This window comes from Rhodococcus sp. ACPA1, assembly GCF_002300195.1.
Lineage (GTDB): Bacteria > Actinomycetota > Actinomycetes > Mycobacteriales > Mycobacteriaceae > Rhodococcus_F > Rhodococcus_F opacus.
Genome location: NZ_NSDX01000004.1, coordinates 948,467 through 961,275, shown reverse-complemented (window position 1 = coordinate 961,275; position 12,809 = coordinate 948,467). Strand labels below are relative to the sequence as shown.

Genomic DNA, 12,809 nt, shown 5'->3' with positions numbered 1-12,809 from the left:
CCCCCGGTGCGCTATAAATTGAAAGTGGAAAGGGGTTGGTACTCCTCTCCACTTCCTCGTCCGATTCGGGCAATCCCCAAGGCATCGTCGGCCCGTCGTGGATCGAATACGTTCGCCCACAATCGAGCTCACCGATCACGGTAACGCCGTCCGATCACAGCGGTGGGCGGGATAGACTGCTCGGAATACGTCGCTGGTACGCCCTGGCCTGCCGTCTGCCCTCGCGGGCGCCCCGTGTCAACACTCAGGAGGTCGCACATGACTCCGCAATCGTGCGATGACCTGAACGTCGCCACCCGGCGTGGGGAGCGCCGATGGTGACGGCTCACCCGATCCCGTCACGGGTGATGCCGCACCGGCCTCGACGCCTCCTGCAAGAGGCATAGGCATTGCACGTACCTCTCCCGACCTCCGCCATCCCGAGAGTGGCCGCCGCGGTGGTGGTCGGTGTCGCGGCGGGCTTCATCGGCGGCCTGGTGATCACAGCCGCGTTGGGGGCTCTCGTCGGCATCGCCGCCGCTGCCGCCGTGTTCGTCGTATCCGGTTGGGCGGTGTTGTGGCCGATGGATGCGGCGGCGACTCGCCGCAACGTGGGACGCGAGGATTTTCGTCCGATAGTCGACGAATTGGTCGTGGTGACAGCGGCTTCGGGAGGTCTCGGAGGAATCGTCGCACTTCAAGTGGCGGGCGGATCCTCGGCGGGAACCGCGCACGCCGCCGTGGCTCTGATCGGGGTATTCCTGGCGTGGGCTTCCCTGCATCTGATGTACGCGGCCCGATACGCCTTTCTGTACTACGAGGGATCTAGTCCCGAAAAGTCAACGGGTGGTATAGATTTCAATTCCACCGCCCCGCCCGCGTTTCGCGACTTCTTTTACTTCAGTTACAACCTCGGGATGACCTACCAGGTATCCGATACCGACGTCTCGAGCCCGGAGATTCGGGCGGTCGCGCTCCGGCACTGCCTGTTGTCCTACGTTTTCGGTGCAGTCATCCTCGCGACGACGATCAATCTGGTCGCCGGGATCCTCACCAGGTGAAGACTGGGGGTTCTCGTACTGATTTCGGCGCCTGCGAGAACCGAGCATCCTGCCTGTTCCCCGGTGTTAATGTTGATCTACTCGGCCACACCGAAAGGTGCACCTCGATGAGAAGATTCACTCGAAGAGTCGGTGGAACCATCGTGGCGCTGACGCTTACCGCCGCCGCCTTCGTCGTGTCACCGCCACCGGTGTACGGATTCGCCGAGGATATTTGCTACACCGAGGACGGTGCACCACCGCACAACTGCGCTCCGCTGCCACCCGAATGCCTACTCGACGATCCCAACTCGCCGATCTGCGGCGCCGAGGCGTTCCTCCGCTACGGGTTCACGTTGCGCCGCCCGCTCGGCGGACGGAGTCTCGTGCATTCGGACTCGACGTACATCATCGCCCGCACCGTCGGCTTCTCCGAGCAGGATGCCTACTGGATCGCGGCGTACGACGAAGCGACCGACCTCGGCACGTTCGCCCCACGCGACATCTTCGGCCGACTCGTCCCCGACGCCGGCGCACTGACCACCAAGGACATCAGCGGACTGGTACGCACCCACTTCGCCACCGGCGGGTTCCTCTTCCACTTCCTGCCCACGCTGCGCGGACCGGTGGATCCCCTGCCCAACGGCCTGCAACCGGATGTCGACGATCCCCGGCACGAAGTCATGCTCACGCACCTGCGGACTTGGGCCCTGGCCGGGCCGGGAAGTGGCGCACCGTTGTGCACGGGAGGTTTCACGAACCCCTCGGAGAACGGCGACTATGCCACGGGCGCAACGTGTTACGGCGATGCGAATCCCGTGCAGATCAACGGCACCTACAGCCTGGAGACTCCGGCCGCCATCCCGTTCACCAACATGACCGGGCAGCAGGTCATCTCCGACACGGTCCTGTCGTCACAGTTCGACTCCTGGATCGGCGACAATTCCTGGAATGCGCGGACCGGCATCTACATTCACGCACTCGGCGATCGCATCTCGCACCATGTCTGCACCGACGCCGGCACGATCACGCCGCCGGGACCGGCCGGGCCGGACTTTCGGATCGATCTGAACCAGCCCACCTGCGACCAGGGTCCGCATGCCGTCCGCCACGAATACGAGACGGGCGTGGATTTCGCCGGCCTGCACCCGGAAGACCGGACCACCGAGGCGGCCCTGTCGATGGTGTACGACGAACTGGTCAACTTCGCGCGGGTGCGCGGAACGCTGGACGAGCGTGCCACGACGCCGACGACCAAGAATGCACTCCTGACCGACGGCCTCGTGCCGGCGCTCGAGATTCGGGAGCCGGTCGAGCGGCTGAACGCCGTGACCGACGTCGGCTGCCGAGTCGGCGTCACGGCGTTCCCCGGAAATCCGGTGTGCCGGGATTGATCGTGCCCGTCGGCGTCAGCTTCCGAAGGGGGATGCGCTGTTGGAGTACCGCGCGAAGTCGCCCTGCGCCCCGCTGTAGACGTTGAGGTCGACGTCGCCGTTGACGCCGGCGATACGACCGGTGCTGGTGTACTGCCAGAACGTCCAGTTGCTCCAGCCGCCGGGGAGGGGGCCGGGCGTGTTCTGACCGTTGTAGTCGGCGATCCACAGCGGGTATCCGGCGAACTCGTTGGTGTTCGCCATCGCCGTCCGCCAGAAGTTCGGGTACGTGTAGATGATCGGCTGACGTCCGGTGAGCGATTGGACCGTGTTGAGGTAGCGGTGCGTCCAGTCGATCAACGCCGCGGGCGGCAACCCACCGGATTGCTCGAGGTCGAGGACCGGAGGCATGTCACCCGGACCGTTGATTCCCAGCACCACCGTCGAGTAGAACGCGGCCTGCGCTTCCGGCGACTGGGTGGGGTCGGCGTAGTGGTACGCGCCGCGGGCAACGCCGGCCACGCGCATGGCGAGGCAGTCCTGGACGAAGAACGGATTGACGTAATTGAGACTCTCGGTGGCCTTGACCATCGAAAAGTCGTGGCCGGCGTTGCGGACGGCGAACCAGTCGATCGGCGACCCGCCCGGGTGTTGCCACGAGGCCACGTCCGGACCTCTGACAGGTTCGGCGGCGGCATGCCCCGGCACCGCGGCCGCGAGCGCACCGGCGAGCAGTAGTGGTGCGATCTTGGAGAACCTTCGGACCTTCACCCCGATAGCCATGCGCCCGAGGGTAACGTCTTCCCGCTGCCCGCACGTGGCAACGGACGTCACTTCGTCACGTACGCCGCCTGCCGGAGCGTCTCGCCACGCGCGGCGCGGCCCGGGGCCGACGACGCGTTGATCGCGAGCACCGACAGCAACTCGTACGCGACGTGCGCTGCCGCGATGCCGGTGATCTCGGCGTGGTCGTATGCGGGCGCGACCTCCACGATGTCGGCGCCTACCACGTTCAGGCCGACGAGTCCGCGCAGTGTGTTCAGCAACTCGCGGGACGTCATGCCGCCGGCCTCGGGTGTTCCGGTGCCCGGCGCGTGCGCGGGATCGAGGACGTCGATGTCCACGGACACGTAGACCGGTCCGCCGTCGAGCCGTCGACGCATCCGTTCGACGATGCTGGCGACGCCGTCCACCTCGTAGTCGTCGGAGCGGATGACCTGGAAACCGAGAACAGCGTCGTCCTCGAGGTCCTTCTTGCTGTACAGCGGGCCCCGGATGCCGATGTGCTGCGAACGCTCGAGGTCGATGAGCCCCTCCTCGCTGGCCCGCCGGAACGGGGTGCCGTGCGTGTAGGGGGCACCGAAGTAGGTGTCCCACGTGTCGAGGTGCGCGTCGAAGTGCAGGACGGCAATGGGACCGTGGTCGCGCGCGAGGGACCGCAGGATCGGCAGGGCGATGGTGTGGTCGCCGCCGAGCGTCAGCACGGTCGAGCCGTCCTTGCGCAGGTCGGTGACGGCGCCGTCGACGGTGGCCAGGGCCTCCTGGATGTCGAACGGGTTGACGCCGATGTCGCCGAAGTCGGCGACCTGTTGCGCCGCGAAGGGGTGCACGTCGAGCGCGGGGTTGTACGGACGCAGGAGCTTCGACGCGGCGCGGATGTGGCCGGGTCCGAAGCGTGCGCCCGGACGGTAGCTCACGCCGGAGTCGAACGGGACGCCCATCACCGTGACGTCGGCGCGGGACACCTCGTCGAGCCGGGGGAGGCGGGCGAACGTGCTGGGTTCGGCGTAGCGCGGCGTGCGGGTCGCGTCGACGGGGCCCTTTATGTCATCTGTACTCATCGGAATCCTTCGGTGTGTGCCGGAGACGTGGCGTCGTCGTATCGTTTCCTTGGAACGCATTCTTGTCAACACTTGTTTCCTATACGAGACACAACGAAGGATCGATGCATGGCGAACGAGCTCGCAACCGAAGGTGCGTCGGGCGTCGACGCGCCCAGGATCGGCCCCCGGCTCAAGGCGGCCCGGCAGGCCCAGCGCCTCACCCTCGACGACCTGGCCGCGAGCTGCGGCATCACCAAGGGCTACCTGTCGAAGATCGAACGGGACCACGCGAGCGCCTCCGTCGCCACGCTGGTGCGGATCTGCGCCGCCTTGAACATTCCGGTCGGGTCGCTGTTCGAGAGCTCCGCCGCAGGTGAGGTGGTACGGGCCGACAACTACCCGCCGATCAGTTTCGGCGGGGAGCGCATGGCCGAGTTCCTGCTGACACCGTTCGGTGAGCGCCGCATCCAGTCGCTCCTGAGCCGGATCGAGCCCGGCGGCGGGAGCGGCTCGGAAACGTACGAACTGCCGGTCGACGTCGCCTTCGTCTACGTCGTCTCGGGCCGGATCTGCATTTCCTTCAACGGTCCGGGGGCCGGGGAGGACGTGTCGCTCGCGTCCGGGGACGCGTTCACCTTCTCGCCCCAGCTGCCACACAGCTTCCGCGCGCTCGGCGACGACACCGCGACCGTTCTGTGGATTCTGGCCCCCGCACTACCGGACGACGTCCGACCCACCTCCCGCTAGGAAACCGTCAAGCGGTTTAGGAAACATGTGTTGACAGTCACGGCTCGCCCGTTCATTGTTGTCCACATCACTCCACCGCTCAGGAGCTCAACGTTGGACATCACCAAGATTTCTCCGCGCCCGCCGGGACTGGCCGGCGCACTCCGCGCCCGCAAATCGGTCGAGGCGATCGTGGCGCGCAACGACCAGGAACCCGGTCACGGCCTCAAGCGGTCGATGGGCCTGGTGCACCTCACCGCACTGAGCATCGGTGCGTCGCTGGGGACGGGCATCTTCGTCATCCTCGGCGAGGCGACACCCAAGGCCGGCCCCGCCGTGGTCCTCGCCTTCGTGCTCGCGGCGTTCACCGCCCTCTTCTCCGCCCTCTCCTACGCGGAACTCGCAGGCAGCATCCCCGTCTCCGGCAGCTCCTACTCGTACACCTATGCGACGATGGGCGAACTCTTCGCGTGGATCTGCGGCTGGTGCCTGATGCTCGAGTACGGTGTCTCGGTCGCGGCCGTCGCCGTCGGCTGGGGCGAGTACATCAACGAACTACTCCACGGCATGTTCGGTATCTCGCTACCCGCCGCGATCAGCGAATCACCGGGAGCGGGCGGCATCGTCAACGTGCCCGCCATCATCATCGTGCTCGTCGCGGTGGCACTGCTGACCCGGGGAGCGTCCGAGAGCGCCCTGGTGAACACGGTCATGGTCGCACTGAAGATCCTCGTCCTCGTGTTCTTCTGCGCTGTCGCGTTCACCGCGTTCCGCGCCGGAAACTTCACGCCGTTCATCCCCCTCGGCGCGGCAGGTGTGACGGCCGCGGCGTCCCAGGTGTTCTTCGCCTACATCGGGTTCGACGCCGCCTCGACCGCAGGCGACGAGGCGAAGAACGCGAAACGCGACCTTCCCCGGGCCATCATCCTCTCGCTCCTGATCGTCACGATCCTCTACTGCCTGGTCGCGATCGCGGCCGTCGGCGCGATGCCCTGGCAGGACATCGCGGGTGAGGGCGCCGCACTCGCGACCATCCTGAATGCCGCGACCACCAGCACCTGGCCCGCCATCCTCCTGTCGGCGGGCGCGGTGATCGCCATCGCCAGCGTCGTCCTCGCCGTGATGTACGGGCAGACCCGGATCCTGTACGCGATGTCGCTCGACGGTCTCGTTCCACGGGTCTTCTCGCGCGTCAACCCGCGCACCCGGGTGCCGGTCGTCAACATCGTCGTCGTCGGTGGCGTCGTCTCCGCGCTCGCCGGATTCGTGCCGCTGGGCGAACTGGCCGACGCGACGAGCATCGGCTCGCTGTTCGCGTTCATGCTCGTCAACATCGCCGTGATCATCCTGCGCCGCCGCCACCCCGACCTGCACCGCAGCTTCCGGACCCCGCTGTTCCCGCTGATGCCGGTCCTCGGCGTCGTGTTCTGCGCGCTGCTGCTGTTCGGTCTCGGCGTCTCGACGTGGGTGGCGTTCGCGCTGTGGATGGCAGTCGGGCTCGCGATCTACTTCGCGTACGGCGTCCGCAAGTCCGAACTCCGCAACAGCCCGGAAAGGGTGCCGGCACCATGAGGGCAGCACTGTTCCAAGGTCCCGAACTCTCCTTCGACGTCGCGGCGAACCTCTCCGCTATCGCGTCGGCCGCGCAGACGGCGGCGGCGTCCGGGGCGTCCATCCTGGTCTGCCCGGAGATGGCGGCCACCGGCTACAACATCGGATCCCTGATCGCGGAGCGGGCCGAACCCGCCGACGGACCGATCGCGGCGCGGATCTCGGAGATCGCACGCGAGTCCGGAATCGCCGTCGTCTACGGATACCCCGAGGCGGACGCAGGCGTCGTCTACAACAGCGTGCAGGTGTTCGACCCGTCCGGGACGTCGCTCGCGAACTACCGCAAGACCCACCTGTTCGGCGAACTCGACCGGTCGCACTTCGCCGCGGGCGACGAACTGGTGGTCCAGTTCGACCACGCCGGAATCCGGTGCGGACTCCTGATCTGCTACGACGTCGAGTTTCCGGAAGCCGTTCGCGCACATGCCGACCGGGGAACACAGTGGCTCGTCGTCCCCACCGGCCTGATGAGCCCGTACGAATTCATCGCGGAGAGCGTCGTCCCGACCCGTGCGTACGAGAGTCAGCTGTTCGTCACGTACGTCAACCGGTGCGGCACCGAAGCCGACCTCGACTACTGCGGATCCAGTTGTGCGATCGCGCCCGACGGCACCGAACTCGCCCGCGCCGGCCGCCACGAAGAGCTGGCGATCGTCGACCTCGAACTCGACGTCCTCCACCGATCCCGCCGTGAGAACACCCACCTCGACGACCGACGCGTCGACCTCTACCCCTTCATGCAGGAGAAGACTTCATGACGATCCCCGTCACCCCGGACAGCACCGCCGCGGACACCGATCCCCGGCCGCTCACCATGTTCGGTCCCGACTTCCCGTTCGCCTACGACGACTACATCGCGCACCGCTCGGGTCTCGGCGCGGTGCCCGCCGACCGCCACGGCACCGAGGTGGCAGTCATCGGCGGCGGACTGTCGGGGATGGTCACGGCGTACGAGCTGATGAAGCTCGGCCTGAAACCGATTGTCTACGAAGCCGATCAGATCGGTGGCCGGATGCGGTCGCAGCCGTTCGACGGGCACCCGGACGTGGTCGCCGAGATGGGCGCGATGCGGTTCCCACCGTCGTCGACCACCCTGTTCCACTACCTCGACGCCATGGGACTGCGGACCGAGGCGTTCCCGAACCCGCTCGCCGACAGCACCCCCAGCACGGTCATCGACCTCAAGGGCGAAAGCTACTACGCGCAGCACCTCGACGACCTGCCGCCCGTGTTCCGGGAGGTGTCGGATGCGTGGCAGCGCACGCTCGAGGATCACGCCGAGCTGATTCCGCTCCAGCAAGCGATCCGCGACCGCGACACCGCCGAACTCAAGCGCATCTGGAACGACCTGGTGGTCCGGCTGGACGATCAGACGTTCTACGGTTTCCTCGCCTCGTCCAAGCACTTCGCGTCGTTCCGGCATCGGGAAGTGTTCGGGCAGGTCGGTTTCGGAACGGGCGGCTGGGACACCGACTTCCCCAACTCGATTCTCGAGATCCTGCGCGTCGTCATCACCGCCGCCGACGATCACCACCGCGGCATCGTCGGCGGGTCGCAGCAGCTGCCCCTGCGCCTGTGGACCGACACCCCGACGGGCATGGCGCACTGGCCGGACGGCACGTCGGTGCGCGCACTGAACGGCGGAAGCACCCGTCCCCGGGTCACCGAGGTCCGGAGGACCGCACCGCACCAGGTGACGGTCACCGACTCGTCCGGGGAAATCCGCACGTACCCCGCCGCCGTCTTCACGGCGCAGAGCTGGATGCTGCTCAACAACATTCACTGCGACGACGACCTGTTCCCGATCGACCACTGGACCGCGATCGAGCGAACCCACTACATGGGGTCGACGAAGGTGTTCGCCCTCGTGGATCGTCCGTTCTGGAAGGACAAGGATCCGGTCACCGGCCGCGACCTCGTCAGCATGACCCTGACGGACCGGATGAGCCGCGGCACCTACCTGCTCGACCACGGTGACGACAAGCCCGGCCTGATCTGCCTGTCCTACACGTGGTCCGACGATTCGCTCAAGCTGCTGCCGCTCGACGCGACGGAGCGGATGAACCTCATGATCAAGTCGCTCGAGGAGATCTACCCGGGAGTCGACTTCCGCAGTCACATCATCTCGACTCCGGTCACGCTGTCCTGGGAGACCGAACGCGACTTCATGGGTGCGTTCAAGGCGAACCTCCCCGGCCACTACCGCTACCAGGAGCGGCTGTTCAGTCATTTCGTCCAGGACGAACTCGACCCGCGGCACCGCGGCATCTTCCTTGCCGGCGACGACATCTCGTGGACCGCGGGCTGGGCGGAGGGCGCCGTGCAGACCGCGCTCAACGCCGTCTGGGGCGTGATGCACCATCTGGGCGGCGCCACCCCGGCCGACAACCCCGGTCCCGGCGACCGATACGCAGACCTCGGCCCGATCCGGCTGTGCGACTAGCGCCTGTGAGTACTTATTAACGTCCCGCGGTTAATAAGTACTCACGGGTGGCGCTAGCCCAACCAGTCCAGGACCGCGGCGGCCGTCCACGACTGCTGCATGCTGCCGAGGGGCTGACCGGTGAACGGTTCGTAGTATTCGGCGAAGCTGCCGTCGCTCGCCTGCCGCAGCCCCTCGGACCGCAGCAGGTGGGCGCGCTCGGCCCACCCGCGCCGGGCGAACGCCCAGGAGAACAGCCACGTCATCACCGGCCACACCGGACCGCGCCAGTACTCGCGCGGGCGGAAGTCGCCCGACACCGGCGACGTCGACGGCGGCACGGCGTACCGGAGGTCGGGGTGGCCGCAGAATTTCGGTCCCTCGAACGTGCGGAGCAGGGCGCGTTCGGCGTCCCGGCTCAGGCCGCCGCACAGCAGGGGGGAGAACATGGCGAGGGTTTCGGTGGAAATCCACCGGCCGCTGCGCAGATCGAAATCGCGTGCCGCCCCGGACCGTTGGTCGGTGGTGGTGAGGACGCCCTGCCGGAACCGGGCCGCCCACCCGTGCAGTTCCCGGACGTCGGAGTTCGGCATCGAGTGTTCCTCGCCGATGGTCGCGAGCACCTCGCACGCCATCGAGAACACGGCGCTGACGAACACGTCCTCCACCGCGAAGCTCATGGCGGTGGCCAGTTCCGTGTCGTCGTAGCGGACCGTCTTCATCTCCTCGAGCAGCCACAGGTAGCGGTCGTACTCGCCGTTGGACGGCCGCTGTCCGGTGTCGGCGACGTGGGACAGATCCTCGCGCAGATACGTGGGAATCACCCCGGCCACGACGTTGGCGTACGAGTGGTCCCAGCGCGGCGAGTTGTCCATACCGGACTCCCAGCCGTGGTACAGCGCGATCCGGCCGTTGCCGTCGAGGTCGCGGGCGTTGGCCAGCCAGCGGTGCCAGCGCACGAGGTCGGGCCAGCGCCGGTCGAGGAACTCCTCCGCGACGGCGCGGGTGCTGCGACCGTGCCTGCGCGAGTGGTCGAGGATGCGCTGCACCGCAATGGCGTGCACGGGCGGCTGGGTGATCCCCGACGTCTGCGTGCCGCTCGGCGCGTGCGCAGCGAGGGTCCCGCACTCCCAGCGCCCGGGACCGGGGAAGTATCCGTCGACGCCGTTCGCGAACACGATGTGCGGGATCATCCCGTTCTTCCACTGCGCCGACAGCAGGGTGTCGAGTTCGACGACCGCCCGCTCCACGCTCAGGGGCGCCAGGCCGACCGCGACGAACGCCGCGTCCCAACTCCACATGTGCGGGTACAGGCGCGGCGCGGCACTCGTCATCGTGCCGAGGTCGTTGCCGCGAAGCAGGTACGCGGCACGTGCCGCGAGCTGTGTCGGGGTGAATCCGCGGTCCGCCATTGCACCATTCTGCTGCGGGTCGGCCCACATCGCTCGTCGGAGGGGTTCAGACCGCAAATCCGCAGAGGGTCAGCGTCGGACGCGAGTCGTGCAGCGGCCGCAGATCCGACAGCCTGCGCAGCAGGGTCGACCCCCACAGGCCCCGGCCGAGGGGCAGCATCACCTCGCGGGTGAACGCGAGGTCCGGCACCTGACCGGGCAGGTCCGCCGCGTCGCCGGCGGAGAGGTGGAACGGCATCGGCGGGACGGTGTAGTCGCCGTGAATCCGCATTCCCTTCTGCGTCTTGCGGCTGACCCATTTCGGCACCGAATCGAACATCATCCGGCCGCCGGGGAAACGCCGGGCGCAGTCGCCGATCAGGGACAGCGACTCGTCGGCGGGCAGATACATCAGCAGGCCCTCCGCCGAGACGAACACGGCCCGGCCGGTGTCGACGTGGTCCATCCACGAACGGTCCAGCGCGGACACGGCGAGTGTGGTGACGTTCGGTTCGCCTGGCAGCAGTTGCCTGCGTAGCGCGACCACCTCGGGCAGGTCGATCGACACCCACCGGACGTCGGGGTCATCGATCCGCCAGTAGCTGGTCTGCAACCCTTCGCCGAGCGCGACGACCGTTCCGCCGGGGTGATCGGCGAGGAACGCCCGGATCTCGTCGTCGAAGGCCCGAGCGCGCAGAGCGTGGGATTGGCTCGGCTTCCCGAAGTTCTCGTACGGATAGTCGAGTGTCTCGTAGAGCGTCACGGCGAGCGGGTCGACCAACGTGCCGTCGGGACGCGACGCCTCGACGGCACGGTTGCGGAGGGTCCACATCATCGTCGCGGACACACCGGTCAGGGTGGTCGCGTCCACCCGTTTCCGGTTTTCGTCAGCCACGCGGCACCGGCTCTGCCACTTCGAGCTTGGAGTGCTTGCGGGAGTAGAAGAAGTACACGATCAGGCCGAGGATCAGCCAGATCCCGAACCGCAGCCAGGTCTCCCACGGCAGCGACAGGATGAGCCAGCCGGAGAACACGACGCCGATGATCGGGACCACCGGCATGAACGGAAGCGTGAAGGAGCGGGGGACGTCGGGGCGGGTGCGCCGGAGCACCGCGACCGCGATGCAGACGACGATGAACGCCGACAGGATCCCGATGTTGGTGAGTTCCGCGACGGTGTTGATGGGGAAGAACCCGGCCAGCAGAGCCGACCCGACGCCCACGATCCAGGTGACCCGGGTCGGCACCTTGCGGACCGGGTGCGTCTTCGCGAACCATTCCGGGAGCAGGCCGTCCCGGCTCATCGCGTACCACACGCGGGTCACGCCGAGCATGAAGGTGAGCACGACGGTGATGATGCCGACGATGGCCCCGACCGCGATGATGTTGGCGACGCCGGGCATGCCCACCGATTCGAACGCGGTCGAGAAACCGCTCTCGGGGCTGATCTCGGTGTACTTCTGCATTCCGGTCAGCACCAGGGTGACCAGGACGTACAGCGTCATCGCGATGCCGAGGGAATACAGGATCGCCTTCGGCAGGTGCTTGGTGGCGTCCTTCGACTCCTCGGCGGCCGTGCTCATCGCGTCGTATCCGAACACCGCGAAGAACACGGTGGCCGCACCGGTGAAGACGGCGGCGGTGCCGAACGGGAAGTAGGGGGTGTAGTTGGCGCTGTCGATGTGGAAGACGCCCAGCGCGATGATGAGGACGACCAGCGCGACCTTGATCGCCACCGCGATCGTCTCGAATCGACCGACACTGCGGATTCCGCGCGAGAGCACCCAGGCGGTGCCGAGGCAGAACAGGGCCGCGAAGACGTCGAACACGTGCCCGTCACCGGTGCCCAGCGCGCCCATCATCCAGTCGGGCAGACTGATGCCGATCTGTTCGAGGAGAAACCGGAAGTACCCGGACACGCCGATGGCGACGACGGCCGCCACCGCGATGTATTCGAGCAGCAGGTCCCAGCCGATGAACCAGCCCACGATCTCGCCGAGCGCCACGTAACCGTAGGTGTAGGCCGATCCGGCCTTGGGGATCATTCCGGCGAACTCGGCGTAACACAGTGCGGCCGCGGCGCTGGCGACACCGGCGATCAGGAAGGAGATCAGCACGGCCGGACCGGTGACGGAATGCGCGACCGAACCGGCGAGTGAGAAGACGCCGGCGCCGATGATGCCGCCGACGCCGATCGCGGTGAGTTGCCACAGGCCGAGCGATTTGGTCAGCCGTTCGTCGGGCGGAGTGTCGTCCTCGACCTCGGTGAGGGGTTTGCGGCGCAGCATTTGGCTGCGCAACTTGTCCATCGACATTGCCAGGCTCCGTTTCCCAGTGGGGTGAGATGCGGTACCTCACTCAATCACTTTTCCGGGCGTGTGTGTGAGAGGAACGCGGGACTCGGCACACACTTGCGGGAATACGGTAGGGGGGTATGGTAGTTA

11 protein-coding genes are annotated in these 12,809 nt (G+C 67.0%); 6 read left to right on the top strand and 5 right to left on the bottom strand.

The window, feature by feature from the left end; all coding sequences use genetic code 11:
* The first annotated feature begins 389 nt into the window (after window positions 1-389).
* Window positions 390-1,040 carry a DUF1345 domain-containing protein gene (locus tag CJ177_RS22430; protein WP_005249256.1) on the top strand — a complete coding sequence of 217 codons (651 nt, stop codon included), beginning with the start codon at window positions 390-392 and terminating at the stop codon, window positions 1,038-1,040.
* 107 nt (window positions 1,041-1,147) lie between these two features.
* Window positions 1,148-2,413, top strand: a complete 1,266-nt coding sequence (locus tag CJ177_RS22425; RefSeq protein ID WP_095868613.1) for a hypothetical protein — start codon at window positions 1,148-1,150, stop codon at window positions 2,411-2,413.
* 15 nt (window positions 2,414-2,428) lie between these two features.
* Here CJ177_RS22425 and CJ177_RS22420 read toward each other — a convergent pair whose 3' ends face one another.
* Entirely contained in the window at window positions 2,429-3,175 is a 747-nt protein-coding gene (locus CJ177_RS22420; protein ID WP_005249254.1) for a glycoside hydrolase family 25 protein, read from the bottom strand.
* Between the two features lie 47 nt (window positions 3,176-3,222).
* Complete coding sequence (gene speB, locus CJ177_RS22415; protein WP_095868612.1) at window positions 3,223-4,233, bottom strand: agmatinase; 1,011 nt, start codon at window positions 4,231-4,233, stop codon at window positions 3,223-3,225.
* A gap of 108 nt (window positions 4,234-4,341) precedes the next feature.
* Here speB and CJ177_RS22410 point away from each other — a divergent pair, with 108 nt between their 5' ends.
* From CJ177_RS22410 to CJ177_RS22395, 4 genes are all read left to right on the top strand, one after another.
* The gene (locus CJ177_RS22410; protein ID WP_095868611.1) at window positions 4,342-4,962 is read left to right on the top strand and encodes a helix-turn-helix domain-containing protein; all 621 of its coding nucleotides are present in this window, start codon (window positions 4,342-4,344) and stop codon (window positions 4,960-4,962) included.
* 93 nt (window positions 4,963-5,055) lie between these two features.
* On the top strand, window positions 5,056-6,513 hold the full coding sequence (locus CJ177_RS22405; RefSeq protein ID WP_025433611.1) for an amino acid permease: 1,458 nt from the start codon (window positions 5,056-5,058) through the stop codon (window positions 6,511-6,513).
* Entirely contained in the window at window positions 6,510-7,310 is an 801-nt protein-coding gene (locus CJ177_RS22400; protein ID WP_061043665.1) for a carbon-nitrogen hydrolase family protein, read from the top strand. The genes CJ177_RS22405 and CJ177_RS22400 overlap by 4 nt, the downstream gene beginning before the upstream one ends.
* A complete protein-coding gene (locus tag CJ177_RS22395) occupies window positions 7,307-8,995 on the top strand; it encodes an NAD(P)/FAD-dependent oxidoreductase (RefSeq protein WP_061043664.1) in 1,689 nt (562 codons plus the stop codon). Before CJ177_RS22400 ends, CJ177_RS22395 begins: the two co-directional genes overlap by 4 nt.
* A 53-nt stretch (window positions 8,996-9,048) precedes the next feature.
* Here the strand turns inward: CJ177_RS22395 and CJ177_RS22390 are convergent, their stop codons facing one another.
* Genes CJ177_RS22390 through CJ177_RS22380 form a run of 3 tightly spaced genes read right to left on the bottom strand, consistent with a single transcriptional unit; the run spans window position 9,049 to window position 12,680 of the window.
* Window positions 9,049-10,386, bottom strand: a complete 1,338-nt coding sequence (locus CJ177_RS22390) for an amylo-alpha-1,6-glucosidase (RefSeq protein WP_061043687.1) — start codon at window positions 10,384-10,386, stop codon at window positions 9,049-9,051.
* Between the two features lie 46 nt (window positions 10,387-10,432).
* Window positions 10,433-11,260 (bottom strand): class I SAM-dependent methyltransferase, encoded by an 828-nt coding sequence (locus CJ177_RS22385; RefSeq protein ID WP_095868610.1) that lies wholly within the window; start codon window positions 11,258-11,260, stop codon window positions 10,433-10,435.
* Window positions 11,253-12,680 carry an amino acid permease gene (locus CJ177_RS22380; RefSeq protein WP_095868609.1) on the bottom strand — a complete coding sequence of 476 codons (1,428 nt, stop codon included), beginning with the start codon at window positions 12,678-12,680 and terminating at the stop codon, window positions 11,253-11,255. The genes CJ177_RS22385 and CJ177_RS22380 overlap by 8 nt, the downstream gene beginning before the upstream one ends.
* Between the last annotated feature and the right edge of the window lie 129 nt (window positions 12,681-12,809).

Excerpts from the sequence above, each read along its gene's own strand:
- CJ177_RS22425 (WP_095868613.1), top strand. The coding sequence starts at position 1,148 with ATGAGAAGATTCACTCGAAGAGTCGGTGGAACCATCGTGGCGCTGACG.
- CJ177_RS22420 (WP_005249254.1), bottom strand. The coding sequence starts at position 3,175 with ATGGCTATCGGGGTGAAGGTCCGAAGGTTCTCCAAGATCGCACCACTA.
- speB (WP_095868612.1), bottom strand. The coding sequence starts at position 4,233 with ATGAGTACAGATGACATAAAGGGCCCCGTCGACGCGACCCGCACGCCG.
- CJ177_RS22410 (WP_095868611.1), top strand. The coding sequence starts at position 4,342 with ATGGCGAACGAGCTCGCAACCGAAGGTGCGTCGGGCGTCGACGCGCCC.
- CJ177_RS22400 (WP_061043665.1), top strand. The coding sequence starts at position 6,510 with ATGAGGGCAGCACTGTTCCAAGGTCCCGAACTCTCCTTCGACGTCGCG.
- CJ177_RS22395 (WP_061043664.1), top strand. The coding sequence starts at position 7,307 with ATGACGATCCCCGTCACCCCGGACAGCACCGCCGCGGACACCGATCCC.
- CJ177_RS22390 (WP_061043687.1), bottom strand. The coding sequence starts at position 10,386 with ATGGCGGACCGCGGATTCACCCCGACACAGCTCGCGGCACGTGCCGCG.
- CJ177_RS22380 (WP_095868609.1), bottom strand. The coding sequence starts at position 12,680 with ATGTCGATGGACAAGTTGCGCAGCCAAATGCTGCGCCGCAAACCCCTC.